Source organism: Streptomyces sp. NPDC006261 (assembly GCF_040613515.1).
GTDB lineage: Bacteria > Actinomycetota > Actinomycetes > Streptomycetales > Streptomycetaceae > Streptomyces.
In genome coordinates, this window is the sequence record NZ_JBEXSI010000013.1 from 32,684 (window position 1) to 53,051 (window position 20,368).

General features: G+C 71.4%; 18 protein-coding genes and 1 riboswitch. Of the genes, 5 read left to right on the forward strand and 13 right to left on the reverse strand.

The genetic code is table 11. The annotated features are described in order from the left end of the window. Positions 1-343: 343 nt before the first annotated feature. The 9 genes from ABZ154_RS10705 to thrC form a co-directional block, all read right to left on the reverse strand. Positions 344-2,119 (reverse strand): ABC transporter ATP-binding protein, encoded by a 1,776-nt coding sequence (locus ABZ154_RS10705; RefSeq protein WP_356831067.1) that lies wholly within the window; start codon positions 2,117-2,119, stop codon positions 344-346. Between the two features lie 22 nt (positions 2,120-2,141). Next, positions 2,142-2,612, reverse strand: coding sequence for a lasso peptide biosynthesis B2 protein (locus tag ABZ154_RS10710; RefSeq protein WP_356831069.1), 471 nt, complete (start codon positions 2,610-2,612; stop codon positions 2,142-2,144). Further along, complete coding sequence (locus ABZ154_RS10715) at positions 2,609-2,860, reverse strand: lasso peptide biosynthesis PqqD family chaperone (RefSeq protein WP_355878497.1); 252 nt, start codon at positions 2,858-2,860, stop codon at positions 2,609-2,611. Before ABZ154_RS10715 ends, ABZ154_RS10710 begins: the two co-directional genes overlap by 4 nt. Continuing rightward, the gene (locus ABZ154_RS10720) at positions 2,857-4,812 is read right to left on the reverse strand and encodes an asparagine synthase-related protein (RefSeq protein WP_356831263.1); all 1,956 of its coding nucleotides are present in this window, start codon (positions 4,810-4,812) and stop codon (positions 2,857-2,859) included. The genes ABZ154_RS10715 and ABZ154_RS10720 overlap by 4 nt, the downstream gene beginning before the upstream one ends. 50 nt (positions 4,813-4,862) lie before the next feature. Then, positions 4,863-4,985, reverse strand: coding sequence for a keywimysin-related RiPP (locus ABZ154_RS10725; protein ID WP_018511015.1), 123 nt, complete (start codon positions 4,983-4,985; stop codon positions 4,863-4,865). A gap of 967 nt (positions 4,986-5,952) precedes the next feature. Continuing rightward, positions 5,953-7,575, reverse strand: coding sequence for a chaperonin GroEL (groL, locus tag ABZ154_RS10730; protein ID WP_030566847.1), 1,623 nt, complete (start codon positions 7,573-7,575; stop codon positions 5,953-5,955). 303 nt (positions 7,576-7,878) lie between these two features. Further along, positions 7,879-8,085: a cold-shock protein gene (locus ABZ154_RS10735; RefSeq protein ID WP_003967346.1), complete on the reverse strand. Its 207-nt coding sequence runs from the start codon at positions 8,083-8,085 to the stop codon at positions 7,879-7,881. A gap of 419 nt (positions 8,086-8,504) precedes the next feature. Continuing rightward, positions 8,505-8,783 (reverse strand): MoaD/ThiS family protein, encoded by a 279-nt coding sequence (locus tag ABZ154_RS10740; protein ID WP_047177981.1) that lies wholly within the window; start codon positions 8,781-8,783, stop codon positions 8,505-8,507. Positions 8,784-8,860: 77 nt separating this feature from the next. Continuing rightward, positions 8,861-10,156, reverse strand: a complete 1,296-nt coding sequence (thrC, locus tag ABZ154_RS10745) for a threonine synthase (protein ID WP_356831072.1) — start codon at positions 10,154-10,156, stop codon at positions 8,861-8,863. Between the two features lie 18 nt (positions 10,157-10,174). After that, positions 10,175-10,302: riboswitch (SAM riboswitch) on the reverse strand. A gap of 153 nt (positions 10,303-10,455) precedes the next feature. On the opposite strand from thrC, the gene ABZ154_RS10750 reads away from it, so the two are divergent. After that, entirely contained in the window at positions 10,456-11,406 is a 951-nt protein-coding gene (locus tag ABZ154_RS10750) for a glucosyl-3-phosphoglycerate synthase (protein WP_356831265.1), read from the forward strand. Between the two features lie 80 nt (positions 11,407-11,486). Further along, the gene (locus ABZ154_RS10755; RefSeq protein WP_356831074.1) at positions 11,487-12,878 is read left to right on the forward strand and encodes a trehalose-6-phosphate synthase; all 1,392 of its coding nucleotides are present in this window, start codon (positions 11,487-11,489) and stop codon (positions 12,876-12,878) included. A gap of 22 nt (positions 12,879-12,900) precedes the next feature. On the opposite strand, the gene otsB is transcribed toward ABZ154_RS10755, so the two are convergent. The 3 genes from otsB to ABZ154_RS10770 all read right to left on the reverse strand — a co-directional run bounded on the left by otsB (position 12,901) and on the right by ABZ154_RS10770 (position 15,632). Next, positions 12,901-13,758 (reverse strand): trehalose-phosphatase, encoded by an 858-nt coding sequence (gene otsB, locus ABZ154_RS10760; RefSeq protein WP_356831076.1) that lies wholly within the window; start codon positions 13,756-13,758, stop codon positions 12,901-12,903. A 291-nt stretch (positions 13,759-14,049) separates the two neighbouring features. Beyond that, positions 14,050-14,310 carry a DUF3263 domain-containing protein gene (locus ABZ154_RS10765; RefSeq protein ID WP_356831078.1) on the reverse strand — a complete coding sequence of 87 codons (261 nt, stop codon included), beginning with the start codon at positions 14,308-14,310 and terminating at the stop codon, positions 14,050-14,052. Between the two features lie 44 nt (positions 14,311-14,354). Further along, a complete protein-coding gene (locus tag ABZ154_RS10770) occupies positions 14,355-15,632 on the reverse strand; it encodes an extracellular solute-binding protein (RefSeq protein WP_356831080.1) in 1,278 nt (425 codons plus the stop codon). A 395-nt stretch (positions 15,633-16,027) separates the two neighbouring features. Here ABZ154_RS10770 and ABZ154_RS10775 point away from each other — a divergent pair, with 395 nt between their 5' ends. The 3 genes from ABZ154_RS10775 (at position 16,028) to ABZ154_RS10785 (ending at position 19,233) form a co-directional block, all read left to right on the forward strand. Beyond that, complete coding sequence (locus ABZ154_RS10775; RefSeq protein WP_356831082.1) at positions 16,028-16,960, forward strand: ROK family protein; 933 nt, start codon at positions 16,028-16,030, stop codon at positions 16,958-16,960. Continuing rightward, on the forward strand, positions 16,960-18,117 hold the full coding sequence (gene nagA, locus ABZ154_RS10780; protein WP_356831084.1) for an N-acetylglucosamine-6-phosphate deacetylase: 1,158 nt from the start codon (positions 16,960-16,962) through the stop codon (positions 18,115-18,117). Before ABZ154_RS10775 ends, nagA begins: the two co-directional genes overlap by 1 nt. A 189-nt stretch (positions 18,118-18,306) precedes the next feature. Continuing rightward, positions 18,307-19,233, forward strand: a complete 927-nt coding sequence (locus ABZ154_RS10785) for a 1-phosphofructokinase family hexose kinase (protein WP_356831267.1) — start codon at positions 18,307-18,309, stop codon at positions 19,231-19,233. A gap of 114 nt (positions 19,234-19,347) precedes the next feature. Here ABZ154_RS10785 and ABZ154_RS10790 read toward each other — a convergent pair whose 3' ends face one another. Next, positions 19,348-20,352 (reverse strand): carbohydrate-binding protein, encoded by a 1,005-nt coding sequence (locus ABZ154_RS10790; RefSeq protein WP_356831086.1) that lies wholly within the window; start codon positions 20,350-20,352, stop codon positions 19,348-19,350. Positions 20,353-20,368 lie beyond the last annotated feature (16 nt).

Genomic DNA, 20,368 nt, shown 5'->3' on the forward strand with positions numbered 1-20,368 from the left:
CCTGCCGCACAGCCCTTCCCGCCAGCCACTTCGCCGGACAAGGCGAGTGGGCACCCGCCGACGGCGTACTGATGGCCGTGGAGGTGGTCCTACGACCGCGGCACCGACCGTCGCGACCGTAACGAGAAGCCTCATGGCTACACGGCGGCGAGCATCCCGGTATATCTCCTGATCGATCGGGAGTCCGGGACACTCGTGGTCCACAGCGAGCCCGACAAGGGCCGCTACCGCCAGCAGCACTCGTACGACTGCCGACTACGGAGACACGGCAGCTCTCCCCCACCCCGTGGACATCACCCTGGACACCCAGGAACTCAAGGACTACGCCCGCTGACCCGCCGTCTCACCGCACCTCCGCCGCCAGCTGCGTCGTCGCCAGTTCGCGGTAGAGGCCGTCCGACGCGATCAGCTCCTCGTGCGTGCCCGCCGTGCGGACCCGGCCCTCCTCCAGGACCACGATGCGGTCCGCGTGCCGGACGGTGGACAGGCGGTGGGCGATGACCAGCACCGTTGTCCGCTCCGCCAGTTCGAGGATGACATCACGCAGCGCCTGCTCGTTGACCGCGTCCAGTTGCGAGGTCACCTCGTCGAGGAGGAGCAGGCGCGGGCGGCGCAGCAGGGCGCGGGCGATGGCTATGCGCTGGCGTTCGCCGCCCGAGAGGGTGACGCCCCGGTGGCCGACCGCCGTGTCCAGGCCGTCGGGCAGCCGGGCGACCAGGGTGTCCAGGCGGGTACGGGCGACCGCTTCCGTCAGCCGGTCCTCCGGGGCGTCGGGGGCCGCGAAGAGGAGGTTCTCGCGGAGGGTTCCGGCCAGGACCGGGGCTTCCTGTTCCACGTACGCGAGCGAGGCGCGCAGCTCCGTCAGCGGCCAGTCCCGGATGTCCCTGCCGTCCACGGTGATCGTGCCGCCGTCGTGGTCGTAGAACCGTTCCAGCAGGCTGAACACCGTCGACTTGCCCGCGCCCGACGGGCCGACCAGCGCCACCATCCCGCCCGTCGGTACGTCGAACGTGACGCCCTTGTGGGCGGGGGCGCGCTCGTCCCCGTACCCGAAGGTCACGTCCTGGAAGGTGACCTTGAGCGGGGTGCCCTCCCTCGGCACGCCCCCGCGCCCGGGCCCGCCGGCGGGCTCGCCCGGCAGGGACTCCACCTCGTCGATCCTGCGTACGGCGGCGAGGCCGCTCTGCAGGCCCGTCCAGCCCTCGACCAGGCCGCCGATCGGGCCCATCAGGTAGAAGAGGTAGAGCAGGAACGCGATCAGGGACGAGATCTCCAGGGAGCCCGAAGCGACCCTCGCGCCGCCTACGCCCAGCACGGCCAGGAAGGCCAGTTGGATCGACATCATCATCGTGACGTCGGAGACCGAGGACCACTTCGCCACCGAGACACCCCGGTCGTGCGCACGCCGTGCAGCCTCGGCCACGGCCGCCGTCTCGCGCTCCTCGGCACCGCTCGCCTTGACCGTGCGGAACGCCTGGAGCACCCGGTCCAGCGCCGCGCCCATCGCTCCCACCGACTCCTGCGCGCGGAGCTGCGCGCGCTGAATGCGGGGCATGAGCAGGGCGGTTACGGCTCCGATACCGACGATCACCACCAGCGTCACGCCCAGCAGCGTGACGTCCATGTACGCCATGAAGGCGACCGTTCCCAGCAGCATCAGCACGCTGTTGAACGACTCGACCAGTCCGCTGGAGAGGACCGTTCGGAGGAGGGTCGTGTCGCTGGTCACGCGGGACTGGAGGTCGCCAGGGGTGAGTCGGTCGACCGCCGGTACCTTCAACCGCATGATGCGGCCCACCAGTTGGTCGCGGGCTCGGAGGACGACGCCTTCTCCCGTACGGGCCATGAGGTAGCGCCCGTACGCGGAGAGGCAGGCGCCCGCGAGGACGAGTGCGGTGAGCGCTACGAGCGGGGCGACGGGCGAGCGGTCCGCGGCGAACGCGTCGACCGCGTACTTCGCCGTCAGCGGCATCGCGAGCCCGGCCGCGGACCCGGTGAGCGAGAGCAGGCCCGCGCGCGCGAGTACGCCGCGGTGGGGGCGGACCCGGGTGAGGAGGAGGCGGAGGGGGGAGGGGCCGGTCGCGCCCGCCTCGGAGGGTGGTGCGCTCTCCTCAGGCACCCCAGGAGGCGTGCCAGGCCCCTCAGGGCGCCTGTCCGCCCCCGTCGTCGTTCCCGCCACCGCGCTCACCCGGAACCCCCTCGCGTACCGTCACCACCATCAAAGGACGCAGATCGGCCGCTTCCGCCTGCTCGCCGACCGTGCGGCCCTCCGCCTCCACCCAAGCATGCGGCGAGAACGGCGGTGCCGTCCGGACCCCCGCGCACCAGTCCGGCCACGTTCCCGACATCCGGCACGCCAGCGCGATGGCCACCGAACGGGGCAGGCAGCCGTAACGGCCCGCGCAGCGGCGGCTGGTGGCGGTGACCGCCTCGTACGTTTCCAGCGTCTCGTCGTACGTCGCCGGGCTCGCGCCCCGGCTGCAGCGGGCCAGCACCCGGCGCAGGCGGCCCGGCTTGAAGCGGGCCAGGACGAACGCGGCGGCGATCGCGGTACGCAGCCGCAGTCCGCCCGGGCCCGCGCCCCGGCGGGGCATCGTCATCTCGGTGGTCATGGGCGCAGGATCTTCGCCTCGACGAGCTGGCGGGTCAGTTGGGCGACGTCCGACTCCGCCTCCGCACGCTCGACGTCGAACTCGGCGACGATCCGCTCCACGGCCGCCTCGGGAGCCTGCCCGGCGGCGAGAGTTTCCACGACGATGACGCTCGTGTCGTTCAACTGCCAGTAGCTGCCGTCCTTTTCGTCGAGCAGGACACCTCCGTACTCGGTCGTCGTGACGGCTATGCCTTTTCTGAGCTTCACAGGGATGCCTCGCTGGCGGGGTCGGTGGAGTGGAGTGTCGGCCAGGCGTTCTCGGCCGTGCGCAGCCAGGTCTCCCCGGCCACGGTCGAGCTGATGGAGTGCTCCACCAAAACCGGCGAGAAGGGTTCGGCGGCGAGCCGCAGCAGCTGGCGGGCGTCGACCAGGCCGTGTTCGGCGAGACGGGATCCGGTCCACAGGCCGGCGAGTTCTGAGGCGTGTTCGCGTAGGCCCTGGTGTTCGTCGGAGGACATGTGGTCCTTCGTCGTACGGGCCAGCAGCTCATCCGGCACCACCCCGCGCATCGCCTCGACGAGCAGCGGCTTGTAGCGCCAGGGGCTGATGCGCTCCTCCAGGCGTACGGCGAGGGTCGCCTCCAGGACCCGGTCGTCGTAGAAGGGCGCGGCGACCGGCAGCCCGATCGTCATGCCGATGTCCTCCATCGCCTGGAAGTGGCGCGCTCCCATCCGTACCGCGTCGATGTCCACATGCCGCCCCCGCCACGGGTCGATCGGCTCGGCGCGTTCGGCGGCGGCCCGGAACTCCTCGGTGATCAGGGCGTCGGCGTGGTCCGTGAACCACGGGCGCAGGGACTGCCGTACGCCCCACGAGAGCAGCGGGGTGCGGGTGACGGGCTGGGGTGCCGCGGTGACCGCGCCCGCGATCCAGCGGGGGAACGTGGAGCGGTTCAGCAGGGCCTTCAGCGTCGGCAGGAGGGGCCAGCCGAGCTGGTGGCGCAGGCCGCTGAGGTGGTTCCAGGCGGTGAGCGGGTTGCCGTGGAAGAGGTCCTGGTAGGCGTGGGGCAGGCCGAGGAAGAGCTCGTCGCCGCCGTAGCCGGTGAGGTGGTAGCGGGAGCCGGTGGCGCGGGCTCGGCTGAGGAGCAGGTGCGCGCGGGCCCGGCCGGGGGCGACGGGGAGCGGTTCGTCGTTGAGCTCGGCGGCGGTGGAGGCCAGGTCGGCGTAGAAGTAGGGGGCTTGGCCGGCGGGGATGACGCGGTGGTCCAGGGCGGGGGCACCCGTGTCCCTGTGTGCCGCCTCCACCGCCCGCCGCGCCCACGTCTCGTCCTCGCTGTAGCGGTCCCGGGCCGCCACGGTGAGCAGGGACAGCGTCGCCGGGCCGGTCGCACGGGCGGCGAAGGTGAGGGCCGTGGAGTCCGTGCCGCCGGAGAGCTCGCAGCTGATCCGGTCCAGGCCGCCGACATGGGCCCGTACGGAGGCGGCGACGGCGTCCCCGAGTCTTCGGGCGCCCTCCGCCAGGGAGAGTTCCGGCCGCGGGGGCTCCCACCAGCGGTACTCGCGAGGGCCGGAGGCGGCGGCCGTGCCAGGTGCTGCGGCGGGCAGGGCCAGTCCGTACCCGGCCCCGGTCTCGTGCACGCCCTGCCACAGGACGCGCCGGCTCAGGGGGTGCGGCAGGAAGTCGAGCATGCGCAGGGCGAGCGCGCCCTCGTCCAGGGGCGCGCCGGTCAGGCGGGCGAGGACGGCCGGGCGGTCGGAGGCGATGGTCCCGGCCTCGGGGTGCCGGGCGTGGTAGATCCGGCGCAGCCCGGAGGCCGTACCGCGGATCCAGGTCTCGCCGGAGAGTCGGGCGATCACGTGGTGCAGGCCGGGGAGCCGGGCGAGGCGGCGTTCCAGGGCGGCCCGGTCACGGGCGCCCTCCAGGAGGCCGGCGAGAACGGCCTCGGGGACCCGGTCCGGGCCGATGAGCACGAGGGCGTCGTCGCCCCGGCGGAGGTGGCTGACCTTGCGGACCAGGGGGCGGGCGACGACCCAGGGGCGGCCCGAGGGGTGGGCGACGGTCAGGGCGTCACCCACCGCCGCGGCCGCTAGCGGTGCGGTCACTACCGGTGCGGTCGCTTCCGAGGCGGTCGCTTCCGAGGCGGGAAGCTGCCCGGCCACCGCGTGGCCCGCCACGCTGTCCGGCAGGACGACGAAGTAGTCACGCAGCAGGCCGGGCATCTTCACCTTTCGGAAGTTCTCACACCGCGCACAGGGGGCCGGTCGGCCGATCAGATGATGCGCCGGACCCAGTACTCCTTGTACGAGCCGTAGAAGTAACCGGCGGTCTTCTTCGAAAAGTCGCCCTGCTTGAACAGCGACGGCTTCACGTAAGCCTTCTTCTGCTGCTTCATGACACCTTCCCTTCTGTGCGGTTGACGACCGTTATGCCCGACTCGCGTCTGCACAACTGGAGTTATTCATGCGACTGGTGTTCACCAGGTGAACACCAGGGCCATCATGTCCCGCTGCCGGACCGGTACGCGTGATTCCGGCCCACCGTGCGAAGTTGGCCGGATACGGCGAGCGGCGAGGGCGGGGTCGTGACCGTCGGCCGCACCGCGGGGCACCGGCCGGCCGGCATGTGCAGTCGCACACCGGCGAGCCGCGATGTACGGGTGGACTGGACCAATGGCTGTACGAGGGTGCCGGACCGGGCAGTGAGCTGCCAGGAGATCGAACCGTGTGCGGCGGAACGGACGAACCAGCGGGGCGTGCCTCCGGCGTGCCCCGCGGCGGCGCTACCCCACGGACGGTCGGCGCGCCACCGACATCACCGAAACCGATCGAACACGTGTTGCCGTACGGTGCGGGCCCCGGCAAGTAGCCATTCGGCCATGCCCCGTCCCCCTCGTGGAGACCTATGGAGACCTATGGGCGTCCTCAGCGGCCCCGCTGCCCCGCCTCGCGCACCCGATAGCCGCCCCAAGCCGCCACCCCCCGCCCCCGCCCCCGCTTCCGCCCCCGAAAGCAGCGGGATCAGCCCGTAGCCGACCACCGTCGACGAGTGCCCGCGAACCGGGCCGCCCCCACGCGGAGAAGCCAGGCGCCCCTGAGACGCCCCCCGTCCCACCGTCCGCGCCCCACGCGCCCCGCCCCGCTACTTTCCGCCCGCGCAGCCGTCGTGGCCGCTCCGCACCCTTCGCGTGCCGCCCGCGTCCCCCCGCGCGCGTGACAACCGTTCGTGCCGCTTCGTTCCGTTCCCGCATTGCCCCCCGGCACGCCACAGGGGCGGTACCCCCGTTACGGAGGTACCGCCCCTGTGGGACGTACTCAGGACATCGATCGTCCGACGAGAGGCGGCGAGGCCTCCGCAGTCGATCAGAAGTCCATGTCACCGCCCGGCATGCCGCCCGGGGCGGCCGCGCCGGCCTTCTCGGGCTTGTCGGCGATGACGGCCTCGGTGGTGAGGAACAGCGCGGCGATGGAGGCGGCGTTCTGCAGAGCGGAGCGCGTGACCTTCGCCGGGTCGATGATGCCCTCGGCGATCATGTCCACGTACTCGCCGGTCGCGGCGTTGAGGCCGTGACCGATCGGCAGGTTGCGGACCTTCTCGACGACGACGCCACCCTCGAGGCCACCGTTGACGGCGATCTGCTTGAGCGGGGCCTCCAGCGCGAGCTTCACGGCGTTGGCGCCGGTCGCCTCGTCGCCCGTGAGGTCGAGCTTGTCGAAGACGGCCGAGGCCTGGAGCAGAGCCACGCCACCACCGGCGACGATGCCCTCCTCGACGGCGGCCTTGGCGTTGCGCACCGCGTCCTCGATGCGGTGCTTGCGCTCCTTGAGCTCCACCTCGGTGGCGGCGCCGGCCTTGATGACGGCCACGCCGCCGGCCAGCTTCGCGAGGCGCTCCTGGAGCTTCTCGCGGTCGTAGTCCGAGTCGGAGTTCTCGATCTCGGCGCGGATCTGCTTGACGCGACCCTGCACCTGCTCGCTGTCACCGGCACCGTCGACGATCGTGGTCTCGTCCTTGGTGATGACGACCTTGCGGGCACGGCCGAGCAGGTCCAGGCCGGCGTTCTCCAGCTTGAGACCGACCTCCTCGGAGATCACGGTGCCACCGGTGAGGATGGCGATGTCCGCGAGCATGGCCTTGCGGCGGTCGCCGAAGCCCGGAGCCTTGACGGCGACGGACTTGAACGTGCCCTTGATCTTGTTGACGACCAGGGTGGAGAGCGCCTCGCCCTCGACGTCCTCGGCGATGATCAGCAGCGGCTTGCCCGACTGCATGACCTTCTCCAGCAGCGGGATCAGGTCCTTGACGCTGGCGATCTTCGAGTTGACGATCAGGATGTACGGGTCGTCGAGCGACGCCTCCATACGCTCCATGTCGGTCGCGAAGTAGGCCGAGATGTAGCCCTTGTCGAAGCGCATACCCTCGGTGAGCTCGAGCTCCAGACCGAAGGTCTGGGACTCCTCGACGGTGATGACGCCTTCCTTGCCGACCTTGTCCATCGCCTCGGCGATCTTGGCGCCGATCTCGGTGTCGGCGGCGGAGATGGAGGCGGTCGAAGCGATCTGCTCCTTGGTCTCCACGTCCTTGGCCTGCTCCAGCAGAGCGGCGGAGACGGCCTCGACGGCCTTCTCGATGCCCCGCTTGAGGGCCATCGGGTTGGCGCCTGCGGCGACGTTGCGCAGACCCTCGCGGACGAGAGCCTGGGCGAGAACGGTGGCGGTGGTCGTACCGTCGCCGGCGACGTCGTCCGTCTTCTTGGCGACCTCCTTGACCAGCTCCGCACCGATCTTCTCGTACGGGTCCTCGAGCTCGATCTCCTTGGCGATGGAAACACCATCGTTGGTGATCGTGGGCGCGCCCCACTTCTTCTCGAGGACGACGTTACGGCCCTTGGGGCCGAGGGTGACCTTGACGGCGTCGGCGAGCTGGTTCATCCCGCGCTCGAGACCGCGCCGTGCCTCCTCATCGAACGCGATGATCTTGGCCATGTGAAGTGGTCCTCCCGGACAGGGGTGGATTCTCCGGACCGAGAGGCGCCCGCGACGGACGGCCTGCCTGCGTGGTGGTTCCTTGCCCCACCGCGCCTGCGGGCCTCACCGGCCCGGTCCAAGTTTCTGTCACTCTCACCTGGAGAGTGCTAACGCCAATGATTAGCACTCGACCCCCGAGAGTGCAAGCGCCTCAGGCCAGGGCCCGCCATACGGTCCCAGGACGCACGTAGGGCCCGATCCCCTGATCCGGGGGTCGGGCCCTACGTGCGTGAGTAGTGACGTCGGACGGCCGCGCCGAGCTCAGCCGACGGCGAGCTTGACCATGTCGGCCTGGGGCCCCTTCTGGCCCTGCGAGATCTCGAATTCAACTCGCTGACCCTCTTCGAGGGTGCGGTACCCGTCCATCTGGATCGCGCTGTAGTGGACGAAAACATCCGCACCACCGTCGACCGCGATGAAGCCGTACCCCTTCTCCGCGTTGAACCACTTGACGGTGCCCTGAGCCATGCCTAACTCCCCTATAACTGGCCCTTGCACGGAACCGCACTTCGCGGACCCGGGTCGGAACTCACCCTCCGACAGGAGAGGGTGGGCGGCGCCGCAGCGCGTCGACCGCGGCCGAATGTATCCGCCCAACTGCCCTCTGCAACAGGTCAATCGGACGAGAATTCTGGGCACAGGTGAACGCCCGAATATGCGGGATTGCTGAAATTTACGGGCAAGTCGGGCCAGGCAAAGGCCACTTATACCTCAAGGGGTCCACGCACTTTGGCTGCTTCTTATCGGGGCCGGGCGCATTCTCATATGCGGGCGGCACACGCAGCGGAGGGGGCTTCCCCAACTGTACCGCGCTCAACCATGCAGAATTGCCCCCTCCGCTTTGCGTCGCGGAGGGGGCAACTGCTGTTCAGCTGAGGGCAGTCGGATCAGCAGCCGCCGGCCACGGCCGGGATGATCGAGATGCCGGCGCCGTCGGGCGTGGCCGCGTCCAGGCCGCCCTCGAAGCGCACGTCGTCGTCGTTGACGTACACGTTGACGAAGCGGCGCAGCTTGCCCTGGTCGTCCAGGACGCGTGCGGCGATGCCCGGGTGGTCCTTCTCCAGGGACTCGATGACCTCGGAGAGCTTCGCGCCCTCCGCCGGGACCTCTGCCTGGCCGCCCGTGTACGTGCGGAGGATGGTGGGGATGCGGACCTTGACGCTCATGGTGGGTGCCCTTCTTGCTTCGGACGCGGACTGGGGCGCGGTCGCCAGGACTCGGTCTGGGACGCGGACTCGGTGGGTCAGGCGGAGGCGAGGCCCGCGGCGCGGAACGCCTCCAGGCTCGGCTTGATGGTGGCCGTCGCCTGCGAGGTCGCGGAGACCGCGTCGAGCGTCTTGAGCCCGTCACCGGTGTTCAGGACGACGGTGGTGAGCGCCGGGTCGATCAGGCCGGCCTCGATCAGCTTCCGCGTCACGCCGACCGTCACGCCACCCGCCGTCTCGCCGAAGATGCCCTCGGTGCGCGCCAGCAGCTTGATCGCGTCGACGACCTGCTCGTCGTTCACGTCCTCCACCGCGCCACCGGTGCGGCGGGCGATGTCGAGGACGTACGGGCCGTCCGCCGGGTTGCCGATGGCCAGGGACTTGGCGATGGTGTTCGGCTTCTGGGGCCGTACGACGTCGTGACCGGCCTTGAAGGCGGCGGAGACCGGGGAGCAGCCCTCGGCCTGGGCGCCGAAGATCTTGTACGGCTTGTCCTCGACGAGGCCGAGCCTGATCAGCTCCTGGAACCCCTTGTCGATCTTCGTCAGCTGGGAGCCGGACGCGATCGGGATGACGATCTGGTCGGGCAGCCGCCAGCCGAGCTGCTCGCAGATCTCGTACGCCAGGGTCTTGGAGCCCTCGCCGTAGTACGGGCGCAGGTTGACGTTGACGAAGCCCCAGCCCTCGCCGAGCGGGTCGCCGATGAGCTCGGAGCAGAAGCGGTTGACGTCGTCGTAGTTGCCCTCGATGCCGACCAGCTCGCCGCCGTACACCGCGGCCATGACGACCTTGCCCTGCTCCAGGTCGTGCGGGATGAAGACGCAGGAGCGCAGTCCGGCGCGGGCGGCGGCGGCGCCGACGGCACCGGCCAGGTTGCCCGTGGAGGAGCAGGAGAGGGTGGTGAAACCGAAGGCGCGGGCGGCCTCGACGGCGATCGCGACGACGCGGTCCTTGAAGGAGTGCGTCGGGTTGCCGGAGTCGTCCTTGACGTACAGACCACCGGTGACGCCCAGCTCACGGGCGAGGTTGTCGGCCTTGACCAGCTTGGTGAAGCCGGGGTTGATGTTGGGCTTCTCCGCGACATCGGCGGGAACCGGCAGCAGCGGGGCGTAGCGCCAGATGTTGTTCGGGCCGGCCTCGATGCGCTTGCGCAGCTCCTCGGCGGAACCGGTGGGCAGGTCGTACGCCACTTCCAGGGGTCCGAAACAGGACGCACAGGCGAAAAGGGGGCCGAGCTCGAAACGCTCGCCGCACTCGCGGCAGGAAAGCGCCGCGGCGGGACCGAGGTCCACGGGAGCGGTGGTGGCATTACCTGCGATGGTCTGAACAGCCATGATGGCGGAGGCCCTTTCTCCTCATCTTCCTTGCAGCGCATTTCGCCACAAGACGGAATTGGCACCTTCCCCACCGTGACCTCGCGGTCGGTAGGAGGGTTGCCGGGACTTCAACGGGCCGTTCCCTCAGTCCCTCTGGATGAGCTCTGTGGCACTGGATCTTCGATCCAGGCGTTTGTGTGACGACGGACCCCGACATGCGACGGTCATCCGCGTTGTTCAAGACTGTAACCGAAGGACCGGACTGTTGAGATAGCCGTCCGATCGGCGAGATGGATCACACGCAGGGAGTTCAGACCGTGCTCGAAGAGGTGGAACGCTGGCTGACCAGGCGTTCCTGGTCGTCCGCCGACCGCCCGCTGGACCGGCTCACCGAGGCCCGGAACGCCGACCCTCACCGTACGTCGGTGAGTGTGGTGCTGCCCGCGCTGAACGAGCAGGCCACGGTCGGCGCGATCGTGGCGACGATCCGGCGCGAGCTGATGGAGAAGGTCCCGCTGGTCGACGAACTGGTCGTGATCGACTCCGGTTCCACCGACGCCACCGCCGCCGTCGCCCGCGCGGCGGGCGCCCGGGTGGTCCACCGGGACGCGATCCTGCCCCGGATCCCGGCCCTGCCCGGCAAGGGCGAGGTCCTCTGGCGGTCGCTCCTGGTGACCAGCGGCGAGATCGTCTGCTTCGTCGACGCCGATCTCAGGGACTTCTCCGCGGACTTCGTCTCGGGGACGGTCGGGCCACTGCTCACCGACCCCACCGTGCAGTTCGTCAAGGCGATGTACGACCGTCCGCTCGGCGACAGCGCAGGTCAGGGCGGCCGCGTCACCGAACTGGTGGCACGCCCCCTGCTCAATCTGCACTGGCCGCAGCTGGCCGGCTTCGTGCAGCCGCTGGGCGGCGAGTACGCGGTGCGGCGCTCCTTGCTGGAGCGGCTGCCGTTCCCGGTCGGTTACGGAGTGGAGCTGGGGCTCCTCGTGGACGCGCTGCACACGGTGGGGCTGGACGCGCTGGGCCAGGTCGACGTCGGGGTGCGGCGCCACCGCCATCAGGACGGGCAGGCGCTCGGCCGGATGGCGGCGGCGATCTACCGCACGGCTCAGCTGCGGCTCTCCCGGGGCCATCTGGTGCGGCCGGCGCTGACGCAGTTCGAGCGGGGCGAGGAGGGGTTCGTGCCACGCACCCATGCGGTGGACACGGAGGAGCGGCCGCCGGTGCGGGAGATCGAGGAGTACGCGCAGCGGTGGGCGGCGTGACGCACGGAGTGCCCGGCGCGGTGGGCAGCGTGAAGCTCTGAGGCGTTTGGGGGCTTCCCGAACGGGCTAGGTTCCGCTACATGGTCTCCGAGCACACACCCTCCCCCACCGCCCAGGTTCTCGTCGCGTCCAACCGCGGCCCGATCACGTACACGCTCGGCGAGGACGGGACGCTCGACGCCAAACGCGGCGGTGGCGGGCTCGTCTCCGGGCTCAGCGCCGTCGACGACAAGCTGTGGGTCTGCGCGGCCCTCGGCGACGGCGACCGCGAGGCGGTGCGGCGCGGGGTCGGTGAGCCGGGCGTACGGATGCTCGACATCGACGCCGAGGTCCACGCCGACGCGTACAACGGCATCGCGAACTCGGTGCTGTGGTTCGTCCACCACCTGCTCTACCAGACGCCCGTGGAGCCGGTCTTCGACGCGGAGTTCCGGCGTCAGTGGGCCTCCTACGAGACGTACAACCGGGCCTTCGCCAGGGCGCTCGCCGAGGAGGCGGGGACCGGGGCGGCGGTCCTCGTCCAGGACTACCACCTGGCCCTGGTCCCCGGGATGCTCCGCGAGCTGCGCCCGGACCTCAGGATCGGCCACTTCTCGCACACCCCGTGGGCACCGGTGGACTACTTCCGGCTGCTCCCCGACGACATCGGCGAGCAGTTGCTGCGCGGCATCCTCGGCGCGGACCGGGCCGCGTTCCTGACCCGGCGCTGGGCGGACGCGTTCATCGGCTGCTGTACGGAGATCCTCGGCGGGACGGGCCGGACCAGGGTCGGGGTGCACGGGCTCGGGGCGGACGCGGACTTCCTGCGGCGGCGCTCACAGGAGGCGGACGTCGACGAGCGGATGGAGGCGCTGCGGGGGCAGGTGGGTGAGGGCCGGAAGGCCATCGTCCGGGTGGACCGTACCGAGCTGTCCAAGAACATCGTGCGCGGCCTGCACGCGTACCGGGCCCTGCTGGACGCCCACCCGGAGTGGCGCGAGCGCGTGGTCCACGTGGCCTTCGCCTACCCCTCCCGCCAGGACCTCTCGGTCTACCGGGACTACACGGCGGCGGTGCAGTCCCTGGCGACCGAGATCAACGGGGCGTACGGCACGGAGAGCTGGACGCCCGTGGTCCTCCACGTGAAGGACGACTTCGCCCGCTCGCTCGCCGCGTACCGGCTGGCGGACGTGGCGCTGGTCAACCCGATCCGCGACGGCATGAACCTGGTCGCCAAGGAGGTCCCCGTCGTCTCCGACCACGGCTGCGCGCTGGTGCTGTCGCGGGAGGCGGGGGCGTACGAGGAGCTGGGCGAGGACGCGATCGTGGTGAACCCCTACGACGTGGTGGGCACGGCGGAGGCGCTGCACGAGGCCCTGTCGATGAGCGCTCAGGAGCGGGCCGGCCGCACGAAGCGGCTGGCCGCGGCGGCGACGGCACTGCCGCCGCAGCAGTGGTTCCTGGACCAGCTGGAGGCGCTGCGGCAGGAGTGAGTCGGCCTTCTTCCGGTACGGCTCAGAGCTGCCCGGCCAGGGCCGCCAGGAAGTCCACCACCGCGGCCGGGCCCGGGACCAGCAGGTCGGCGCGCTCGGCCAGTTCGGGCACCTCGGCGCTGCCGCTGCACACCAGCAGTCCGGGGATGCCGTCCGGGCCGCCGCCGCGCAGCTTCTCCACCGCGGCGAAGGCGGCGAGGTCCCCGAGGTCGTCGCCCGCGTAGAGGACGGACTCGGCGTCGGCCTCGGCTGCGTACGTGGCCAGGGCGACGCCCTTGTCCATGCCCGGAGGGCGCAACTCCAGCACCTGGCGGCCCGGTTCGAGGATCAGCCCGTGGCGGGCGGCCAGCTCGCCGAGGGGGCCGCGCAGGGTCTCGAAGGCCGCCTGCGGGTCTTTGGCGCGCCGGGTGTGGACGGCGACGGCCTGCCCCTTCTCCTCGATCCAGGTGCCATGCCAGGACCCGAACTCGTGCAGTACACCGGGGAGTTCGGCTCTCGCCGCGGCGACTCCGGGGTGCGGAGCCGGGGCGTTCACGGTGCCGGTGGCGGCGTCCCAGCGCTCTGCGCCGTAGTGGCCGAGGACCACGAGGCGGTCGAGGCCGGGGACGCCCGCGAAGCCGCCGTAGCGCACGGCGACGCCTGCGGGGCGGCCGGTGATCACGGCGACCGAGGCGACCTTCGGGGCGAGTGCGGCGAGCGCTTCCACGGCACCGGGGTGGGCGCGGGCGCGTTCGGGGTCGGGGACGATGTCGGCGAGCGTGCCGTCGAAGTCGAGGGCGATGACCGCGCGGTCGGGGCGGGCGAGGATGGCGTCCAGGCCCTCGCGGCCGGCCGGGGTGGTCGGGGTCGGGATCGGCGGCTGTTCGGAGTGGCTGCCCATGGGGTCGAGCGTAGCGGGGTACGGCCGGCAACGGGGCCCGGGCCCACCCGGGGCTCCACCCCGACTCCCGCCCCTCAAACGCCGGAGGGGCTGGAATGGTGGTCCCCGCTCCCCGTCAGGGACGGGCGGCCGCGGCCGGAAGCCGGGGCCGGCGAAATCAAGCCCCTCCGGCGATTGAGGAGGGGGGTCCGGGGGCAGCACCCCCGGAACGGGGGGCAGCGGGGGTCCGTAGGCAACACCCCCGGAACGGGGGGCAGCGGGGGTCCGTAGGCAACACCCCCGGAACGGGGGTCAGCGGCGCTCCCGCCTCGCCTCCCGCAGCCGGCGCAGGCGGTTCACCGTGACCGGATCCTCCCGCAGTGCCCGCTCGTCCTCGATCAGCGCGTTGAGGAGCTGGAAGTAGCGGACCGGGGAGATGCCGAGCTCCTCCCGGATCGCCCGCTCCTTCGCCCCGGGCCCCGCCCACGACCTCCGCTCCAGCGCGAGCAGAGCGAGGTCGCGGTCGGACAGCCCCCGGGGGGAAGGCGCGGGCTCGGCGTCGGAAGCGGTCATACAACCAACCTAACGGCGCAGCCGACACCACCGCGCCCGCCTGCCTACTCCGCGCTCTCCGCCTTCGCCGCCTCCGCCGCTATCGCCCCGAGCACCCGCTCCGGGCTCCCACCGGGCGCGACCGCCTCGCCGATGTTCGTCTTGATCGACTCGCTCACCGTCGCCCAGGACGTCTTGCCGAAGGGAGGCAGCTGGGAGTTGGGCAGCGCCGCCAGGAACTCGCGGAGCTTCGCGTGCTTGGCGTCGGTCTCCATCTCGGCGGACGCGCTGCCGGTCACCGGAAGCAGGTCGTACTCGTCGGCGAAGGCGAGCACGTTCTCGTCGGAGTAGGCGTAGTCGAAGAACGCACCGATCGCCTTGCGGTTGCCGTTCTGCTTGAAGCCCATCATCCAGTCGGCGACGCCCATCGAGCCCTTGGTCGGCCCCTCGGCGCCCGGCAGCGGCACCATGCCGACCTTGACGCCCTTGGCCTCGGCCTCCTCCATCAGCGTGGGGTGGCCGTTCAGCATGCCGACCTCGCCCTTGGTGAACGCCTCGAAGGCCTTCGCGCGGTCCAGCTTGCCCGGCTCGACGGGGCCGGTGAGGCCCTTGCCGACGAGGTTGTCCCTCAGCCAGCTGAACGTGGCGATGTTCTGGGCCGAGTCGATGTCGTACAGGCCGACGTCGTCGACGTAGCCGCCGCTGTTGCTGAGCAGCCACATCAGGGTCTCGGCCTGCGACTCCTCCTGGCCGAGCGGCAGGGCGAAGGGGTACTTGACGCCCTTCGCCTTGAGCGCGGTGGCGTCCTTCTGGATGTCGTCCCAGGTCTCGGGGGCGTCCAGGCCCGCCTGGCCGAAGAGCTTCTCGTTGTAGAAGAGCAGCCGGGTGCTGGCGACGAACGGGAGCCCGTACAGGGTGCCGTCGACCTTGCCCGCGTCGGTGAGGGTGGGCAGGAAGTTCGCCTGGGTGCGGATGGAGAGCATCTGGTCGGCGCTGTAGAGCTTGCCGTCCTTGGCGAAGTCGGCGTAGGCGCCGATCTGCGCGATGTCGGGGGCCTTGCCCGCCTTCACCATCTCGGCGACCTTGCGGTCGACGTCCTTCCAGGAGTAGACGTTGACGTCGACCTTGATGCCGGGGTGCTTCTTCTCGAAGCCCGCCGCGACACCGCTCCAGTACTTCTCGGAGCTGTTGGCCGAACTGGTGCCGTAGTCGGCGGCGACCAGCGTGAGGGTGACGTCGCCCGAGCCGCTGTCACCCCCGCACCCCGACAACGTTGCCGTCATACCCAGCGCGGCCACCACCGCGGTCAGAACCGTATAGCGCCGCTGCACAGTCTCGCCCATCCTCGTTGATCCATCTGGTCACGGGCGGTGGCGCAGCGTCGCCGCGCGGACCTCTCGTCGGTCGGCCACGGCGCCGCCACCCGTCCTGCCACCGTCCGGATGAACTGCGATTTTCCCCCACGGTGGAGGGGAGGTCTACACCACCGGCGTATCGCTTCGGCAACGCATACGGGCCCCAGGGGCCACAACTGGCTTACGCGGTCTGGCAGTCGGGGTACCGAACCCGTATGTTGGTCCAGACCATTGGTCGAGCAGGCCCCTGTTCCGCATGCCCATTTCGTGGCTTTCCGGCCGAAAGCGGTCCGCCTTCACTCGTTCATCATTTTGTATGGGTGCGCAACAAACCGCGCTAGTGGACTAGACCTTTTAGGGGTCGGCGGGCGAAACTGTCTCTCGTGAGACATGTCATCGCCCTCGATGTGGGCGGCACCGGAATGAAGGCCGCGCTGGTCGGAACCGACGGCACGCTGCTCCACGAGGCGCGGCGGGCCACCGGCCGGAAGCGCGGCGCCGACGCGGTCGTCGAGACGATCCTCGCGTTCGCCGCGGATCTGCGCGCCCACGGCCAGGAGCACTTCGGCGAGAGCGCCGTCGCGGCGGGGGTCGCCGTGCCCGGCATCGTCGACGCCGAGAAGGGGATCGCGGTCTACGCCGCCAACCTGGGCTGGCGCGACGTACCGATGCGCGCCCTGCTCGGCGAACGCCTCGGCGGGATCCCGGTCGCCCTCGGCCACGACGTCCGCACCGGAGGGCTCGCCGAGGGCCGCATCGGGGCGGGCCGGGGCGCGGACCGCTTCCTGTTCGTGCCGCTGGGCACCGGGATCGCCGGGGCCATCGGGATCGCGGGCGAGATCGAGGCGGGCGCCCACGGGTACGCGGGCGAGATCGGCCACATCGTGGTCCGCCCCGACGGCCCGGACTGCGGCTGCGGCCAGCGCGGCTGTCTGGAGACCCTGGCCTCCGCCTCCGCGGTGACCCGGGCCTGGGCCGCTGCCTCCGGCGACCCCGAGGCGGACGCCGCGGACTGCGCCAAGGCCGTCGAGTCGGGCGACCCGGCGGCGATCGCGGTCTGGCGGGACGCCGTCGACGCGCTCGCCGCCGGGCTCGTCACCGCGCTCACCTTGCTGGACCCCAGCACGCTCATCATCGGTGGCGGACTCGCCGAGGCCGGGGAAACCTTGTTCACACCACTGCGTGCGGCCGTCGAGGAACGCGTCACGTTCCAGAAGCTGCCCCACATCGTCCCGGCGGCCCTCGGGGACACCGCCGGATGCCTGGGCGCGGGGCTGCTCGCCTGGGATCTACTCTCCACGGAGGTTTCCGCCTGATGGCCGGACGCGCAGCAGACAGCACGGTCCTCGCGGGCGCCCGGGTGGTCCTTCCCACCGGGACCGTGGAGGACGGCCGGGTGACCGTCGAGTCCACCCGGATCTCCGACTCCGCCCCGGAGGACGCCCGGGTCATCGACCTTCCCGGCCACTGGGTGGTCCCCGGCTTCGTGGACATGCACAACCACGGCGGCGGCGGGGCCTCCTTCACCTCCGGCACCGTGGACGAGGTCCTCCACGGCATCCGTACGCACCGCGAGCACGGCACCACCACGCTGGTCGCCTCCACGGTCACCGGCGAGATGGACTTCCTCGCCCGGCGCGCGGGCATCCTCTCCGAGCTCGTCGAACAGGGCGACCTGGCCGGAATCCACTTCGAGGGCCCCTTCATCTCGCCCTGCCGCAAGGGCGCCCACAGCGAGGACCTGCTGCGCGACCCGGACCCGGCCGAGGTCCGCAAGCTGATGGACGCGGCCCGCGGCACCGCCCGGATGTTCACCCTCGCCACCGAGCTGCCCGGCGGCATCGACTCCGTACGGCTGCTCGCCCAGCACGGGGTGATCGCCGCGATCGGCCACACGGACGCGACGTACGAGCAGACCGTCGAGGCGATCGACGCGGGCGCCACCGTCGCCACGCACCTGTTCAACGCGATGCCCCCGCTGGCCCACCGCGAGCCCGGTCCGATCGCCGCCCTCCTGGAGGACGACCGGATCACCGTCGAGCTGATCAACGACGGTACGCATCTGCACCCGGCGGTCCTGGAGCTGGCCTACCGCCACAAGGGCGCCGGCCGGGTCGCGCTGATCACCGACGCGATGGACGCGGCCGGCTTCGGCGACGGGCTGTACGACCTGGGCCCGCTCGCCGTCGAGGTCCGCGACGGCGTCGCCCGGCTGGTGGAGGGCGGCTCCATCGCGGGCTCGACCCTCACCCTGGACACCGCGTTCCGCCGGGCCGTCACCATCGACCGGATCCCCGTCGAGGACGTCGTGCGGTCCATCTCCGCCAACCCCGCCCGCCTCCTGGGCGTGGACGACCGGGTCGGTTCGCTGGAGCCGGGCAAGGACGCGGACCTGGTGGTGCTCGACGAGGAGTTCGTCCTGGCGGGCGTCATGCGCAAGGGCGAGTGGATCATCGAGCCCAAGACGGCCTGAGGCCCTCGCCCGGTGAGCACGGGGTGAGCACGTAACGAAGAGACGGCGGTCGAGCCCCAGGACTGGGCCCGGCCGCCCTCTCTTTGACATGATCACCAGGCCCGCAAGCACGACCGCGGTACCGACCCGCGAGCACGCGCACGGGCCACGGACCGACGGACCGACCGACCGAGGGAGGTGCCGGACCAGGTGATCCTGACCGTCACTCTGAACAGCGCGCTCGACGTGACGTACACCGTCGAGGCGCTCGTCCCGCACGCCAGCCACCGCGTCGGCGAGGTCTCCGAACGCCCCGGCGGCAAGGGGCTGAACGTCGCCCGGGTGCTGGGCGCACTCGGCCACGACACCGTGGTCACCGGCTTCGCCGGCGGGGCGACCGGAGACGTCCTGCGCGGCCTCCTCGCCCCGCTCCCGCCGCGCGACGCCCTGGTCCCCGTCGCCGGGAACACCCGCCGCACCCTCGCGATCACCGACCGCTCCACCGGCGACACCACCCAGCTCAACGAGCCGGGACCGCAGGTGAGCGCCGCCGAATGGGCCGCGTTCCTGCGGACGTACGAGGAGCTCGTCGGCGCGGCCGACGCGGTCGCTCTCTGCGGCTCCCTGCCGCCCGGCGTCCATGTCGGCGCCTACGCGGAGCTGGTCCGGATCGCCCGCGCCGCCTCCGTACCCGTGCTCCTGGACACCAGCGGCGAACCCCTGCGCCGGGGCATCGCCGCCCGCCCCGACCTGGTCAAGCCGAACGCGGACGAGCTGGCCCAGCTCACCGGCTTCCGCGAACCGCTGCGCGCCGCCCGGGACGCCCGCCGGCGCGGGGCCCACGCGGTGATCGCCTCCCTGGGGCCCGAGGGCGTCCTCGCCGACACCCCGGAGGGCACCTGGCGCGCCGCGCCGCCCGCCGCCGTACGCGGCAACCCGACCGGAGCGGGCGACTCCGCGGTGGCCGGGCTGCTCTCCGCCCTGGCCGAGGGGCTCGACTGGCCCGGCCGGCTGGCGCGGGCGGTGGCCCTGTCGACGGCGACGGTCCTGGCCCCGGCGGCCGGCGAGTTCGACGCGGCGGCCTACGCCCAGCTGCTGCCAAACGTCACGGTGGAGCCTCACACCACGGCTCCCTGACCTGACCACCCACCCGCACACGCCGACTTCCCCGACCCCCCGGTCCCGCACACGCCGACGCCCTGACCATCTTCGAACGGCGGTCAGGGCGTACGTACGTGCAGAGGCTCGCGGTCAGCCGTTCGACTTGATGTGCCCCGACTTCAGCTCCAGCTGGTCGAGATTGGCGTCGCACTCGTCGCCCGTCTCGCACGACAGCCTGAGGGTGTTGGAACCCTTGTCGAGCTGGACGTACGCGTACGTGTTCGTCCAGCCCTTCTCCAGGTCGCCCTCGGGAGCGCGCGCGAAGTTCTTCATGTTGATGCCACGGGGCTCCTGCGCGTTGACCGTCAGGGTCGTCTTCGCGTCCTTGCCGGGCACGCCGTAGGTCACGTACAGGGTGTACGGACCGGCCTCCGGCACATCGACCGTCCAGGTGGCCGACCGGCCGACCTCGTTCAGGTTGATGTAGTTGCCGTTGGCACCCTTGGCACCCTTGACCGTGCTGTCCAGGGAGGCCGAGCCGCCCAGCGTCAGCGTCGCCGCGTCCTGCTTCGGGAGCTCGACCGGCTTCGGCTTGTCCTCGGGCTTCTTCTCCGGCTTGCCGGACTCCTCGACCTTGTCGGCGGGGCCCTCCGAGGACACGGCCTCGTTCTTCTTGTCCTTGTCGCCGTCGTTGCCCGAGAGCAGCGCGGCGCCGATGCCGATGAGGACGACCGCGACCACGGCGACCGCCGCGATCAGCAGCGCCTTGGTGTTCGGGCCGCCCCGGCCGCCGGAACCGCCGCCGCCCGGCACGGAGCCGTGCTGCGCGGTGGGCGCGCCGCCCGGGTAGGTCTCGGGGGCCGCGTACTGCGGGTTCGGCGCGTTGTACTGCTGCGCGGGCTGGCCGTAGGCCTGCTGGGGCGGGTAGCCGTACCCCTGCTGCGGGGGGACCTGGTGCTGCCCGTACTGGCGCTCGCCGACCGTCCGCACCTGGTTGTACGACGTCCTGGGCACGCCCGGCTGCGCGGCCGGACCCGGGTAGCCGTAGCCCCCCTGCCCGGGCGGCTGGGCGCCTGCCGCTTGTCCGTCCGCGTACAGGTAGCCGAACGGATCGTCGTCCTCGGGCTTGCTCGCGCCGTTGTTTCCGGCCGTCATCCCTGGGTCACTCCTC